The organism is Natrinema pallidum DSM 3751 (genome assembly GCF_000337615.1).
Taxonomy (GTDB): domain Archaea; phylum Halobacteriota; class Halobacteria; order Halobacteriales; family Natrialbaceae; genus Natrinema; species Natrinema pallidum.
This window is the reverse complement of the sequence record NZ_AOII01000088.1, coordinates 86879-100942: the sequence shown is the minus strand read 5'-3', so window position 1 is coordinate 100942 and position 14064 is coordinate 86879. Positions and strand designations below refer to the sequence as shown.

The following is a 14064-nucleotide window of genomic DNA, read 5'->3' as shown; positions in this document are numbered from 1 at the left end:
ATGTTATTGTCGGGGACGGTCGTCGCTGATGCCGAAACCGTGATTCACGACGGTGCTGTCGTCGTCGAGGACGACCTGATCGTCGCCGTCGGAGACCGGTCGACGTGTCTCGAGGAGTATCCCGATCACGAACACGACTCGTACGACGTGCTCGCACCGGGTACCGTCGGCGCACACGTCCACTCCGTCCAGAGTCTCGGACGCGGCATCGCTGACGATACCGAGTTGCTCGAATGGCTTTACGAGTACGTGCTGCCGATGGAGGCGTCGCTGTCACCGGCCGCGATGCGCACTGCCGCCGAACTCGGCTACCTCGAGATGATTGAGAGCGGGACCACGACCTGTATCGATCACCTTTCCGTCGATCACGCGGCACAGGCGTTCGAGGCGGCTCGCGAACTCGGCATCCGCGGCCGCCTCGGGAAGGTCATGATGGACAAGGAAGCGCCGCCGGGGCTGCTCGAGGACACCGACGAGGCGCTCGCGGAGAGCGAGCGGCTCGTTCGCCAGTACCACGGCATCGATGGCGGCCGCATCCGGTACGCCGTGACCCCGCGGTTCGCCGTGAGCTGTACCGAGGCCTGTCTGCGCGGGGCTCGGCACCTCGCCGACGACTATGACGATGTAATGATTCACACGCACGCGAGCGAGAACCGGGGTGAAATCGAGACCGTCGAGGACGAAACCGGCTGCCGGAATATCCAGTGGCTCGACGAGGTCGGGTTGACCGGCGAGGATGTCGTGCTCGCACACTGTGTCTGGACCGACGAGTCCGAACGCGAACTGCTCGCGGAAACCGGAACGAACGTCACCTATTGTCCCTCTTCGAACATGAAACTCGCCAGTGGCGTCGCACCGGTGCTCGACTATCTAGATCGGGGGATCAACGTCGCGCTGGGCAACGACGGGCCGCCGTGTAACAACACGCTCGATCCGTTCACGGAGATGCGACAGGCGAGCCTCCTCCAAAAGGTCGATCGACTCGAGCCCCGGGCGCTGCCGGCGCGGACGGTGTTCGAAATGGCGACGATCAACGGCGCACGGGCAGCGGGGTTCGATCGCGTCGGGAAACTGCGCGAGGGCTGGAGCGCCGACATCATCGGCCTCGAGACGGGGATCACCCGTGCGACGCCGATTCACGATGTCCTCTCACATCTGACGTTCGCCGCACACGGCGACGACGTGCAGTTCACGATGGTCGATGGAACCGCGTTGATGCGCGATGGCGAGGTACTCGTCGCGGACGCCGAGGCAATCAGATCACGAGCCCGCGACTTCGCTGCCGAACTGGACGTCACCTGCTGACGAGACCCGATTCGACGATCGACGTTTGGTGGTGGATAGCTCCCGGTACCGATGCTCGCGCCGGTCGCCGTCCGTCCGATGTTGGCTCCTGGAGCGATACCGACGATCCCTAACCCTCCGATAGCGCCGGCAATACCGCAATCAGACCGTCGAAAAGGGAGAGAAGACGGCACTGGGCGTGCCGATCAGTGTCACGAGTACGATCGGTTGGTGCGGGCACTTACGTGGAGCAGACCCGAGTGTCGCGGTCCGCTCGAGTCGCGTTTCCGCCGGACGGAACCGGTATCGATCACACGATTTCGACAAATGACGATGCGGAATTTTAATATCGTCGAACCATCGAACCAGTAATATGACTCAGAGCGGAACGTCACGCTCGACGGTATCGATTCCCGACGACATCGAGTCCGCACAGGCGAAGCTCGTCTACCTCTACGTCTCCGTGTGGCCGGCCGCGACGCCGGGGGATATCTGTACGGCGCTCGCACTCAACAAGGGAACCGTCCTCTCGATCGCCGGCACGCTTCGGGACCGCGGCTACCTCGAGCGGCGGGACGGGGGGTACGAACTCGCTCGAGAGAGTGCCGCCTCGTCGTGACCGGCGGGAATTCGATCGCCGTTCAGGGTCCCGACCGACGGGAAACGGTCAGCTACTGTGTGACTGTCGTGGTCCGACGGCCCCGCACTCGCTTTCGAAGCAGACCGCGGGCAAAGGCGAGGGCACTTAGAGTTCGATTCGCTCGACCAGTTGCTCGCGGTTTTCGTTCGTGTTGAGCGCGACGATCCGGATCTGGTCTTCGAGTCCGGAGTCCTTGAGCTTGGCCTTGAGCAGGTTGTCGACCTGGTAGACGCCCGCGGCGTTGGTCATCTCGATTTCGACCATGACGGGGGTGGTGTCGCCCCCCTGGAGCGAGACGCGACTGATAGCCTGACTCGAGAGGGTGTTGATCCCCCGGCCGCCGGACTCGTAGGGGATTCGGGAACGGCCTCGTTCCATGTCGAGGGCGTCGGCGACGCGGATGACGCCGGCTTCGGTCGTCAGGGGCGTCTCGGCGGTGTGATGACAGAGGATCGCATGGAGGGTCTCGCCTTTCATCCGGACGGTGTCGGCGGCGTCGTAGAACTCGGGGAGGATCCGCTCGAGGATGTCCGCGGCCAGCGGGATCGAGTAGTAGGCGTGGCTGTCGCGGTGGACGACGTGTCCGACGTCGTGGAGGGTCGCCGCGAGCGCGATGATGACCGATTCGTCCGCCTCGTCGAGACCCTGCTGGCGCGCCCCGTTGAAGTCGACGTCACCGGCCTTGAGGAGGTCGTACAGACACAACGCCCGGTTGCGAACGATCTCGATGTGCTTCGTTCCGTGATCGTTGTACCGCATCCGGTCGACAGCGTTGACGTTCTGCGCCTCGAGATAGGCCGTGATCTCGGCGTCGTCTTCGATGTACTCGAGGACGGCGTTTAGTTTCTCGTCGGGGAAATTGTGGTGGTCGTCGGGAACGTAGACGCGGCGAGGGTCCTCGTCGGCGGCGGAATTACTCATACCGGAACGTGGGTTGCGGACTAAAAAAGCCCTGCGGCGGTCGTCTCGGCAGTCTCGAGGCGAGTTAGGAGAGGTCTTCGACCGCGGCCTCGACCTCGTCGTAGTCGGGTTCGACGCCGGGGTCGTCGCTGACCCAGGAGTAAGCGACCTGGCCGTCGCCGTCGATGACGAACACCGACCGCTTGGCGACGCCGTGGACGCCCAGGTCGGCGAAGTCCATCGAGAGCCCGTAGTCGGCAATGATTTCCTTGTTGTAGTCGCTGATGAGATCGAACTCGAGGTCGTTCTGTTCGCGGAACTCGTTCAGCGTGAACGGCGAGTCGCGGCTGACCCCGTAGACGGCGGCGTCGAGGTCGTTGAACGCGGCGAGTCGGTCCTGGAACGTACACATCTCGGTCGTGCAGACGCCGGTAAAGGCGCCGGGGAAGAACGCGAGGACGACCGGTGCCTCGTCCGCGAGGCGCTCGGACAGCGTAAACTCTTCGATGTCGCCGTTTGCGAGCGGTGCGGTGAAGTCGGGTGCGGCATCTCCGGTTGCTACCATCGTCTCGGTATTGCGTGTAACGCCGAAAGACAGTTTCGTTATCGGAACCGACGGAGGCCGGGACGTCGGGGCCGGACGACTCGAGACGGCCGCCGGCGACGACCGCGCGGCCGCGTTCACGGTCGCGAGAGTGCCGGGCGGCGGGGAAAATCAGGGGTCGCCGTCGGATAGCGAACAGTTCGCTGTCCAGCTGGACGAATTTCCTCCACAAACGGACTGTCGCGGCCGCTTGCTTACCTTAGTGGTCCAAAAAGGTTATAATTGCCAGCGGATAAGCCACGTATAGAGATGGTAGCCGAAACCGCACCGCTGTTCATCCCCGGCGGAATGGGGCCTCCCGAGCTCGCGATCATTCTCATCATCGCGATTTTGCTCTTCGGGGCCAACAAGATCCCAAAACTGGCACGCTCGACCGGCGAGGCCATGGGTGAGTTCCAGAAGGGGCGCGAGAAAGTCGAATCGGAACTCGAAGAAATGCGCGACGGAAGCGGCAACGTCAGCGAAGGTAGCGTCAAGGACGACGAGGAGTTCGTCGACACGGAGCCCGTCACCACCGAGGAGGAGACGAGCACCGAAACTGGAACCGGAACCGAAACCGAAACCGGAACCGGAACCGGAACCGAAACTGAAACGGAAACGGAAACCAACTAAGTTCTTTTTGCGGCGGGGCGTGTGGCCTAGCGGACAGGGCAGGAGGTTCCTAACCTTCTGATCGTGGGTTCGAATCCCGCCACGCCCGTGCAGCGAACCCAGTGAGCGAACCGGCATGGCGGGATTCGAATCAGGGAAGACACGCGCAGCGAGCACGTCTGAGCGCGGCTCGAATCCCGTCACGTCCGTGCAAGGAGGAGCGACTCTCGAGGCGGACCGACGCCGGACTGATTCGGCCCGTGACCGACGTCGCTGTCCGACCCGATCGGCCACTCGAGCCATCGGAAAGCGGGCTTCTTCGGGAGCCAGACGAAAAGCGGCGCGGCGAACGGTCCGTCAGTGGTTCGCGCTTCGGTCCCGGTTCGGATCGCCGAAGCGGGTCAGCGGCTCGAGTTCCTCCTCGGGGACGTCCTCGAAGGCGGCGCGGGCGATGACGCGGCGGTGGACTTCGTCGGCACCGTCGACGATGCGGAACTGGCGGACGGATTCGTAGAAGTCCGACAGGGGGAGGTCCTTTCCGATGCCGTTGGCACCGCAACATTGGACTGCGAGGTCGATGGCGTCCTGGGTGATGTTGGCGGTGAAGACCTTACACATCGAGACGGGGACGCGAGCCTCGTCGCCGGCGGCGATCCGGTCGGCGGCGTCGCGGATGCCGGTTCGGGCCATGTGGAGTTTCGTCTCGGCGTCGGCGATCCGATGGCGTAGCGACTGCTTGTCCGACAGCGTCGAGTCGAAGCCGCGTCGGTCGCTGATGTAGGCCTTCGCGATGTCCAGCGACCGCTGCGCCATTCCGGAGTAGCGCATACAGTGGGTAAGCCGGGCGGGACCGAGCCGTGCCTGCGCGTGGGTGAAGCCTTCGTTCAGTTCGCCCAGCAGGTGTTCCTCGGGAACGCGGACGTTCTCGTAGCGGATTTCGGCATGGGACACGCCGTGATTGCCGCCGCCCATGTGGGGGACGTCACGGATAACGTCGACCCCGTCGGCGTCGGCGGGTACGAGGAAGAGCGAACAGGCCTCGTAGGGGTGGGCTTCGGGATCGGTTCGAGCGAGGACGATCAGGACATCGGCCTCGACGCCCTGTGTCGTCCACCACTTGTGGCCGTCGATGACCCACTCATCGCCGTCTTTCTCGGCGGTCGTCCGGATCATCTTCGGGTCCGAGCCCGCACCCTGCATCGGCTCGGTCATCGAGAAGCCGGACTTGATCTCACCGGCGACCAGCGGCTCGAGATAGGTCTCCTTCTGCAACTCGTCACCCACCAGCTCGAGCAGGTGCATGTTCCCCTCGTCGGGGGCGTCGACGCGCATGGCGACCTGTCCAAGGAGACTGCGACCGGCTTCCTCGAACGCGGGGAGCGACTCGCGGAAGCTCAATCCCATCCCGCCGTACTCGTCGGGGATCTGTGGAGCGTAGACGTCGTACTCGCGGGCCGCCTCGCGAAGGTCCGTGACGGTCCCGCTCGAGACGGCCATCCCGCCGGCTCGCTCGCGCTCGAGCGGCAGGACGACCTCTTCCATCAGGTCGGCGGCACGGGCGGCGACCTCGCGGGCCTGGTCACTGTCATTGTAGCGCATAGTGGCGGTACTCCCGATCGACGGCTAAGCGTTCGGAGAACGCCCACGCGATCGCAACTATCCCCGTGATTTTTGCTGCTGAACGAACACGACCGAACCTGATCGGTGCGGGACGGCATCCCGGTGTGGAACGGAGAGTCGGCAACGATCGGCAGTAGCCTACCGTGCCGTCCATCCCCCGTCGGCCGCGAGTACGGAGCCGGTCACGTAGGTCGCGGCATCGCTCGCGAGGAAAACGACGGGGCCGGCGATCTCCTCGGGGTCGGCAAACCGCTCGAGCGGGGTCCGGTCGATGATCGATCGACGCAGCCGCTCGTTGTCCTCGAGGTCCTCGGTGAGTGCCGTCGAGACGTAGCCCGGCGCGACGGCGTTGACTCTGACCGCGGGTGCCCAGTCCAGCGACATGCTCTTGGTGAGGCCGACGAGTCCGTGCTTCGAGGCGACGTAGGGGTGTTGCCGCGGCAGGCCGACCAGTCCGCCGACGCTGGCGACGTTGATGACCGACCCGCCGTCGCTCGCGAGGAGGTGGTCCGCGGCAGCGCGGGTGACTTCGTACGCACCGTGTAGGTTGACATCGAGCACGCGGTCGAGACTCTCGGGTTCGACCGCCTCCGGTCGGCCGAGCGCGTCGTCAGGGTTGAAGCCGGCGCATGTGTTTACCCCCATAGAGTTCCTGGCTGAGCCACTGAGACGGCTGAAAACAGCACCCTCTATTTGATTTATATATCTCTCAGTGNGCGGTCGAATTTTACGGATTTCTAATTGAATTCCCCGATTTTGAACCTACTGTCCTCCTGCGATTTCTGGGGGTAAACACATACAAGCCGGCGTTGTTGACGACGATATCGATGCCGCCGAACTCGTCGGTGGCGCTGTCGATGACATCGCTGACCGCGTCGCCGTCGGTCACGTCCGCGGGGACGGCGATCGCGTCGCCGCCGTCGTCTTCGATAGCGGCGGCGACGGCTTCGATTTCGTCGCTCGAGCGGGCGCTCGGAACGACCGCAGCCCCCGCGTTTGCCAGTTCCACCGCGATCGCGCGACCGATCCCGCGTCCCCCGCCCGTGACCACTGCGACCCGCCCGTCGAGATCGAATAGTTCGCTCATCGCTCCCCCGTTTCGTCGGTAGCGATGTCAAGGTTTTCGCGCCCTCCCCCTGCAATATCGTATCAATTTGAAAACCAATAACGTCCTGCCGAGTAGACGAATCGATCGAAAACGAGCGGGCTCTGAGTTATCAGAAATAGTAATCGGCGGATGAATTTTTTGAGGGGTGAACGTCAGGGTGGATGCAATGGCTATTGACGAGGCCGACCAATCGGATGCTGGGGACTTTTCTGAGGGGGAGGCATCCGACCCTGCGTCGGAAGGCGAGCGGTCTCAAGAAGCTGACCTGACGTCGAATTCGGCGATCAGCGTTGGTACGTACACCTGGGAAGAGTTCATGAACGAGTACGGGTACGGCGACGAAGTGGCCGACCTGTACCCCGACGACGGGACCGAGGGGGACCAACTCGGACTCGATACCGGCGAAGACGTCGGATCGAGCCCGAGCGGGGACGACTGGGACCGAGTGACGTTCGATCCGGAATCGTACCTCGGGTATCATCCCGACGACCTCGAGGAGCAGGTCCTGCCGACCGCCGGCGACAGCGCTGCCACGCTCCGATCGATCGTCGACGAGTACCTCGATCCGGAGACGACGCCGGTCGTCAAGGACGTCTGGACCTGGGAACACTACAAGCGGGCGTACGGTCACGACGACTCGTCGCCGCTAGACAAATCCGACGCGCTCGGCTTCGACCCCGAGACGTTAGAGGGTCGTCTCGCCGCCGCTAACGACGTCGCCTTGGAACTCGACGATGTCGTGGAAGAACGCACCGTCAACGTTCAGGAGGACCTCGACGAGGACGAATTCTTCTCGACGGCCGGGGGGAACACGACCGTCTCCAATCGCTACGATCTCGAGAAGGCGGTCCCCTTCGAAAAGAAGACCCACTTCCGGGAGGTCGAGCGCTACTGGGTGAACAAGCCCTACGCCTACGTCGTCATCTTCCACTCGGAGAAGGAAAACGAGAAGAAGTACTACATGATCGAGCCCTACCAGAACGAGATCGAGGCGGAACTCAAGGAGTTCCTCTCGGGCAAACTCAGAAAGGCGATCAAGTACTCCGAGGACGGTATCAAGGAGAAGGCGACGGAGGGCGGTCGCCGAACGGTAATCGAGGACGAAACCAGACGGTTGTTGAAACGGTACGACCTCTTCGAAGCGACGTCCGGCAGCACGTCGGAAGGCGTCGTCGAGACGATTCGGGGACTGCTCGACGATGACGAGTCGACCGTGGTCGAGGCCGAGGACACCGGGACGAGCCGACTCGGCGGGATCGAAGCCCGACCCGAACCGGCCATCCTCGCGGACGATCCGGACACGCTGAGCGAGTATCAGGTCGAAAAGCTCCTGTACCTGCTTACGCGGGACTTCATCGGCTACGAGCGTATCGACGGGATCAAACACGACATCAACGTCGAAGACATCTCCGTCGACGGCTACAACTCGCCGGTCTTCGTCTATCACTCCGAGTACGAACAGATCATCTCGAACATCTACCACGGCGAGGACGAACTGGACGACTTCGTCGTCAAACTCGCCCAGCGGTCGGGCAAAGGGATCAGCAAACGGCTCCCGCAGGTCGACGCGACGTTGCCCGACGGCTCGCGTGCCCAGCTGACCCTCGGCAAAGAGGTCTCCGATCACGGGACCAACTACACCATCCGTCAGTTCAAGGACGTTCCGTTCACCCCGATCGACCTCATCAACTGGAACACGTTCTCGCTCGACGAGATGGCGTTCCTCTGGCTCGCCATCGAGAACCACAAGAGCCTGATCTTCGCCGGCGGTACAGCATCCGGGAAGACGACATCGCTGAACGCCGTTTCGCTGTTTATTCCCTCGAGCGCGAAGATCGTCTCCATCGAGGACACCCGCGAGGTCGAACTGCCACAGCGAAACTGGATTGCCAGCGTCACCCGCCCCTCGTTCTCCGACGACGAACAGGGGGACGTCGACGAGTTCGACCTGCTCGAGGCCGCACTGCGCCAGCGCCCCGACTACATCGTGATGGGTGAGATCCGTGGTGAGGAGGGCCGAACGCTCTTCCAGGTCATGTCGACGGGGCACACCACCTACACGACCTTCCACGCCGACTCCGTCGACGAGGTGCTCAAGCGGTTCACGACGGACCCGATCAACGTCTCGAAGACGATGTTCACCGCGCTGGATCTGGTGTCGATCCAGACCCAGACCCGCGTCCAGGGTCGGAAGGTCCGCCGGAACAAGTCCCTGACCGAGATCAACCACTACGAGGCCGAACACGACGAGATCAACGTTCAGGACGTCTATCAGTGGCAGGCCGAGACCGACGAGTTCCTCAAGATGGGGGATTCGAACACGTTAGAGGAAATCCAGTTCGATCGCGGGTGGAGTCGGGAGAAACTCGAGGACGAACTGTTCAAGCGGGAGGTCATCCTCGCGTACCTCATCAAAAACGGACTGAACACGTACGCACAGGTCGCCGCGACCGTGCAGGCGTTTATCAACGATCCGGAGACCATCCTCACGCTCATCGCGAACGGTCAACTCGAGGACAGTCTCGAGGACCTCCGGGAGATGGAGAGCGTCCTGATCGACGTCGATCCGGAGAAAGAGGAACTCGTTCCACGACCTGAGGCGACAAGCGAGACGTACAACCTTTCGACGGACATCTTGGAACGGGCCGAGGAGTCGCTGTTCGAGGAGTTCCGCGGAGAGGTTCCCAGCGGACTCGCGAGTTCGCTCGGCGATGTCGAAGCCGAGAGCACGATCGAGGTCGACCGCGCCGACAGCGACGAGTTCGAGTTCGGCGGCGAGGTCGACGAGACCGTCGACGAGGACGAGTGGGAACTGGGTGACAGTTCGACCGCGTTCGCCATCGACGGCGACGACGGCGGCGGTGACGAGCCAGCGTGGCTGAGCGAAGGGGCTGAGGCCGGCGTCGCTACCGACCCCGATACCGGACCGGGACCGGAGGGAGCCGACGAACGCGCGCCTGCCGGTGAATCGCCCGCAGCGAGTAGTACGCCGGCGGAGACGACGGCCCAGGCCGCCCCGCCGAACGCGGGCGACCGGCTCCCGGCGGACGAGACAGCCGACTCAAGCGACGGGACGGGATCGACGGCGAGCGATGCGACGATACTGCCGTCCGACGACGCCGGTGACAGCGATCTGGGTGGCTTGTTCGACGATATGGGAGAGACGATCGACGGGATCGACGATCCGCAACCGGGGCAGACGGCTGGCGGCCCCGAACCGACGGCGAGCGATCACGGGGAAACGTCAGGATTCGATTCGATGTTCCCGGACGGCGATCTCGATTCCATCTTCGATCCCGATTCGGAGGACCGCACATCGACGGCTGCGTCCGGGACACAACCCGCAGCCGAGACGGATGCGGCCCCGGACGACGAACCGGAGCCGCCGACGATCGATCTCGATAACGGGGCGACGGACTCGGATGCAGCGGATTCCGACACGCCTGCGGCGGACGCGGCTGCTGACGACGAACCGGAACCACCGACGATCGATATCGATGACGGGGGTGTCGACTCGTCGGCCGAAACCGCCGCCGATGACGAGCCGGAAGCGGACTCGGACGACGAAGCCGGCGACGACTCGATATTCGGCGACGATTCGGAGTCGGTCTTCACGGACGATGAGACCGACACGGTCGACGATGACGGATCACTGTTCGACGCCGACTCGAGCGATGACGAGTCGATTTTCAAAGGTGATGATGACGGAAACGCGGCGGACGGAAACAGCGGCATCTTCGACGCCGACGAAAGTGACGAGGAGACCGACTCATGAGCCTCCAAACGAAGGACAGCGGCGGCTCGGGCATGTCGGGAAGCTCCGACGTACTCGGTGATCGGTTCTACCCGCTCTACGATCGGCTGTTCGGGGACGACAGCGAGTTCGTCGCCGATGTCGAGACGAAACTCGCGCAGGCCCGGATGACGGATACGGTCGAACTCTACCTCTCGCGAGCGCTCGGGATCGGATTCATCAGCGGTCTCACCCTCTGGCTGATCGGACTCATGCTCGGCTACGGCGTCTTCGCCATCGGGCTCCTCTCGAACGAGACGCTCATCGGTATCCCGGTCGGCAACGGACTCCTCCTGCAGATCATCGAGATGCTTCGGGTCCCGGCCGTCGTCTTCTTTACCGGGCTGATACTCGGTACGATCGGCTTCGGGATCGGCTTCGGATCGATGGTCGCGATCCCCTACTCGCGTGCGTCCTCGCGCAAACGCGAGATCAACATGCTCCTGACCGACTCGGTCTCGTTTATGTACGCCCTGTCGGTCGGTGGTCTGAACCAACTCGAGATCATCGAGGCGATGGCCCAGGCCGACGACACCTACGGCGAGGTCGCAAAGGAGTTCCAGAGTATCGTCAAGGAGACCGAATACTTCGACATCGACTACCGAACGGCCATTCGGAAACAGGCGCTGGAGACGCCGAGCGACGACCTCGCGCAGTTCCTGACCGACATGCTCTCGATCGTCAATAGCGGCGGTGACATGCAGAGCTTCCTCGAGGACAAGAAAGAAAAGCACATGCGCACCGCAAAGCAGGAACAGGAACTCACCCTCGAGACGCTCGAACTGTTCGGGGAGATGTACATGACGCTGTCGCTGTTCCCGCTTCTCCTGATCATCATCATGGTCATCATGCAGATGATTCCGGGCGCGGGCGTCTCGAATCAAATGCTCTACATGACCGTGTACGGTTTGATCCCGATGATCGGGGTCGCCTTCATCGTCCTCGTTTCGACGGTCAAACACGACGAACCCGGCGACGGCTTCCTCACGATGGGGAACACGGACCAACGGACCGAAACCGGCAAGGAAGACGGCCTGTTGGGCCTCGGACTCGTCGAACAGTTCACCGGCGATCACAGCGTTTTCGATCGAATCAAGAACCGCGAGGGAACCTACGAGACGATCGAGGTTCTGCGGAAGCCACATCACTTCTTCAGGGACAATCCGCTGATCACCCTTGCGTTGACCGTACCGATGGCACTCGTCGTCGTCGTTACGGCCGTGGTAAACGGGGCGACACCGATGTCGTGGGAGGAACTCCTCGAGAAACCGATCTGGGGAACGGTCATCTACCTCTACGTCCCGCTGTACATCGTCGCCCTGCCGCTGGCGATTTTCCGCGAGTGGAACTTCCGCCACCGAACCGCCGTCGTCAACAAACTCTCCGAAGACCTCCGGAAACTCTCGAGTTCGAACGACACCGGGCTCACGCTGCTCGAGTCGTTCAAGGCCGTCTCCGACACGACGAGCGGCAAGTTGGCCCGCGAGTTCGAGATCGTTCACACGAAGGTCAACTACGGGACGAGCATGAAGGAAGCGCTCATCGAGTTCAACAACAAGTACCACATTCCGCGCCTCGCCCGAACGATGCGCCTGATCACCGAAGCACAGGAGGCGTCAAACGAGATTTCGGACGTCCTCCGAACGGCTGCAACCGCGAGCGAGAACCACGACGATATCCAGCGCGAACGCAAGTCCCGAACCCGGATGCAGATCGTGATCATCATCATGACGTTCATGACGGTGCTCGCGGTGATCGCCATTCTCAAAACGCAGTTTATCGACACGATGGCGGGTCTCGAAAGCAGCAGCGGTGGTGGTGGCGGCGGTGGCGGAGCTCCCGGCGGTGCCGGCGGTGCAATGCAGGGTGCGAACCTCAGCGAGAACATCAACGTCGACATGCTGTCGGTGCTGTTCTTCCACGCGGTAACCCTGCAGGCGATCATCTCCGGGTTTATCTGTGGATATATGCGCGACGCCAGTATACTGAGCGGGTTGAAATACGCGGTCGGACTGTCCGCGATCGCACTCATCGGCTGGACCCTGGTGGCCTGACATGAGCGACCAACGCCCATGCGACCGAAAGCAGGATCGACAACGACGACCCCGTACGATCTCGATCTCCCTCGCGGATCGGGGCCAGACCACGCAGGATTTCGCCGTCGGGATCGGTGTGTTCCTGCTGGCGATCGCCTTCGTCTTCTCGTTTCTTCCGTCGCTCGTAACCCCGTACGAGTCGTCGAACGGTGCGAAGACGGCACAGGCCGACCGGATCGCGGACCGGATCGTCGACGATCTCGGAACGGGATCGGGTAACGAGATCGACTTTACGGAGTATGCCGGAGAGGAGAACCTGACCCACCAGCTCGGACTCCGGGCGAGCGGTGACCAGGATCACGTTTACGATAGCCTGAACGTGACGATAAAATACGTGAACAATAGTACGACGCTCAAACACCCCGATACCACCGCCGGGGAACCGTATAGCAACCAGTCGGCGGCCAGTTCGGCACGGATCGTGACGCTCGAAGGTGATGTCGACGAGTGTGACCCCGCCTGTCGGCTCGTCGTGAGGGTCTGGTGATAGCATGGCTGGAACTGATATTCCATCCGGCGGCGATCGCGGACAGGCCTACACGCTCGAGGGGTTCATCGGCGCGATGGTCGTACTGATGGCGACCCTGTTCGCACTGCAGTCGGTCGTGATCATGCCGTCGACCGGCGGGATCGACCGCTCCGACCAGGCACAGAGACAACAGGAAGCACTGGACGCACTGGTCGTCGCAGCGGAAGACGGAAACCTCTCGGAGACGCTCCGTCGCTGGAACGGTGAGGGTGGATTCGAAGGTACCGACGGCCAGTTGGCAGAGAGCGGGGACTATCGGCAGTACCATCCCGATACCTTCGCCAACAAATCGACGCTCGGGAGCATATTGGACGATCGATTCAACGAGCGTGGTGGCGGATACAACGTCGAGATACATCCGAAAGGGAGCGAGAACAAAACGCTGGTTCACCAGTCCGGGCCCCCACCATCGAGCGTCACGGCCAGTTATACCGTAACGCTGTACGACGATCAGTACGTGACTCCGGACCGGGAGCGAACGCTGAGCGACCTCAACGAGAGCGAGTCGGCGATTTCGGAGTTGAGCAACGGCCCGAATAATCCGGTCTACAACGTCGTCGAAGTCCGGGTGGTCGCATGGTAACCATCTCCCACCGACACCGCGATCGCGGGCAGTTGCTCCTCGTCGGCGCGATTACCCTCGCGTTCATCATTCTGGGTGCCGTCGTCGTCTACAACGGTGTGCTCGCCACCGAAACCGTCGCCTCCGGCCCGACCGGCCAGACCGGCCCCGGTGCCAAAGTGACGAACGATGAACTCGAGGACGGACTCGGGGGCCTCGCCCATCGCGGAAATGTCAACTGGGACAACAGCAGCGGCGGGAGCTATGGCAACGCTCTCGAGACGGCGATCACCGGAGATTCGGAATACGCGGACTCGTACCTGAACACGACGGCGAG

11 protein-coding genes, 1 tRNA gene and 1 pseudogene are annotated in these 14064 nt (G+C 62.6%); 8 read left to right on the top strand and 5 right to left on the bottom strand.

Going from position 1 to position 14064, the window contains the following annotated elements:
• Together C487_RS14600 and C487_RS14595 are read left to right on the top strand one after the other, a co-directional pair.
• On the top strand, nucleotides 1–1305 hold the full coding sequence (locus C487_RS14600) for a 5'-deoxyadenosine deaminase (RefSeq protein ID WP_006186578.1): 1305 nt from the start codon (nucleotides 1–3) through the stop codon (nucleotides 1303–1305).
• A 352-nt stretch (nucleotides 1306–1657) separates the two neighbouring features.
• Nucleotides 1658–1903 (top strand): helix-turn-helix domain-containing protein, encoded by a 246-nt coding sequence (locus C487_RS14595; protein WP_006186577.1) that lies wholly within the window; start codon nucleotides 1658–1660, stop codon nucleotides 1901–1903.
• Nucleotides 1904–2029: 126 nt separating this feature from the next.
• Here C487_RS14595 and C487_RS14590 read toward each other — a convergent pair whose 3' ends face one another.
• On the bottom strand, nucleotides 2030–2845 hold the full coding sequence (locus C487_RS14590) for an HD domain-containing protein (protein WP_006186576.1): 816 nt from the start codon (nucleotides 2843–2845) through the stop codon (nucleotides 2030–2032).
• A 64-nt stretch (nucleotides 2846–2909) separates the two neighbouring features.
• Nucleotides 2910–3389, bottom strand: coding sequence for a redoxin domain-containing protein (locus C487_RS14585; RefSeq protein WP_006186575.1), 480 nt, complete (start codon nucleotides 3387–3389; stop codon nucleotides 2910–2912).
• A 288-nt stretch (nucleotides 3390–3677) separates the two neighbouring features.
• Between C487_RS14585 and tatA the strand changes: the two genes are divergently transcribed.
• Together tatA and C487_RS14575 are read left to right on the top strand one after the other, a co-directional pair.
• On the top strand, nucleotides 3678–4040 hold the full coding sequence (gene tatA, locus C487_RS14580; RefSeq protein ID WP_006186574.1) for a twin-arginine translocase TatA/TatE family subunit: 363 nt from the start codon (nucleotides 3678–3680) through the stop codon (nucleotides 4038–4040).
• 15 nt (nucleotides 4041–4055) lie between these two features.
• Nucleotides 4056–4128, top strand: a tRNA-Arg gene (locus C487_RS14575).
• Nucleotides 4129–4376: 248 nt separating this feature from the next.
• Here the strand turns inward: C487_RS14575 and C487_RS14570 are convergent.
• From C487_RS14570 to C487_RS14560, 3 genes and pseudogenes are all read right to left on the bottom strand, one after another.
• Nucleotides 4377–5618: an acyl-CoA dehydrogenase family protein gene (locus C487_RS14570; RefSeq protein ID WP_006186573.1), complete on the bottom strand. Its 1242-nt coding sequence runs from the start codon at nucleotides 5616–5618 to the stop codon at nucleotides 4377–4379.
• Nucleotides 5619–5777: 159 nt separating this feature from the next.
• Nucleotides 5778–6266: pseudogene (locus C487_RS14565) on the bottom strand (SDR family NAD(P)-dependent oxidoreductase); the annotation flags it as partial.
• 100 nt (nucleotides 6267–6366) lie between these two features.
• The gene (locus tag C487_RS14560; protein ID WP_338045835.1) at nucleotides 6367–6726 is read right to left on the bottom strand and encodes an SDR family NAD(P)-dependent oxidoreductase; all 360 of its coding nucleotides are present in this window, start codon (nucleotides 6724–6726) and stop codon (nucleotides 6367–6369) included.
• 187 nt (nucleotides 6727–6913) lie between these two features.
• Here C487_RS14560 and C487_RS14555 point away from each other — a divergent pair, with 187 nt between their 5' ends.
• The 4 genes from C487_RS14555 to C487_RS14540 are packed head-to-tail and all read left to right on the top strand — an operon-like array spanning nucleotide 6914 to nucleotide 13748.
• Nucleotides 6914–10522 (top strand): ATPase, T2SS/T4P/T4SS family, encoded by a 3609-nt coding sequence (locus tag C487_RS14555; protein WP_006186572.1) that lies wholly within the window; start codon nucleotides 6914–6916, stop codon nucleotides 10520–10522.
• Nucleotides 10519–12594, top strand: coding sequence for a type II secretion system F family protein (locus C487_RS14550; RefSeq protein ID WP_006186571.1), 2076 nt, complete (start codon nucleotides 10519–10521; stop codon nucleotides 12592–12594). The genes C487_RS14555 and C487_RS14550 overlap by 4 nt, the downstream gene beginning before the upstream one ends.
• A 1-nt stretch (nucleotide 12595) precedes the next feature.
• Entirely contained in the window at nucleotides 12596–13123 is a 528-nt protein-coding gene (locus C487_RS14545; RefSeq protein ID WP_006186570.1) for a DUF7287 family protein, read from the top strand.
• A 4-nt stretch (nucleotides 13124–13127) separates the two neighbouring features.
• On the top strand, nucleotides 13128–13748 hold the full coding sequence (locus C487_RS14540) for a DUF7288 family protein (RefSeq protein ID WP_006186569.1): 621 nt from the start codon (nucleotides 13128–13130) through the stop codon (nucleotides 13746–13748).
• Nucleotides 13749–14064 lie beyond the last annotated feature (316 nt).

Bases quoted from the DNA above. Each gene is read 5' to 3' on its own strand.
- C487_RS14600 (WP_006186578.1), top strand. From the start codon at position 1: ATGTTATTGTCGGGGACGGTCGTCGCTGATGCCGAAACCGTGATTCAC.
- C487_RS14595 (WP_006186577.1), top strand. From the start codon at position 1,658: ATGACTCAGAGCGGAACGTCACGCTCGACGGTATCGATTCCCGACGAC.
- C487_RS14590 (WP_006186576.1), bottom strand. From the start codon at position 2,845: ATGAGTAATTCCGCCGCCGACGAGGACCCTCGCCGCGTCTACGTTCCC.
- C487_RS14585 (WP_006186575.1), bottom strand. From the start codon at position 3,389: ATGGTAGCAACCGGAGATGCCGCACCCGACTTCACCGCACCGCTCGCA.
- tatA (WP_006186574.1), top strand. From the start codon at position 3,678: ATGGTAGCCGAAACCGCACCGCTGTTCATCCCCGGCGGAATGGGGCCT.
- C487_RS14570 (WP_006186573.1), bottom strand. From the start codon at position 5,618: ATGCGCTACAATGACAGTGACCAGGCCCGCGAGGTCGCCGCCCGTGCC.
- C487_RS14560 (WP_338045835.1), bottom strand. From the start codon at position 6,726: ATGAGCGAACTATTCGATCTCGACGGGCGGGTCGCAGTGGTCACGGGC.
- C487_RS14555 (WP_006186572.1), top strand. From the start codon at position 6,914: ATGGCTATTGACGAGGCCGACCAATCGGATGCTGGGGACTTTTCTGAG.
- C487_RS14550 (WP_006186571.1), top strand. From the start codon at position 10,519: ATGAGCCTCCAAACGAAGGACAGCGGCGGCTCGGGCATGTCGGGAAGC.
- C487_RS14545 (WP_006186570.1), top strand. From the start codon at position 12,596: ATGAGCGACCAACGCCCATGCGACCGAAAGCAGGATCGACAACGACGA.
- C487_RS14540 (WP_006186569.1), top strand. From the start codon at position 13,128: ATGGCTGGAACTGATATTCCATCCGGCGGCGATCGCGGACAGGCCTAC.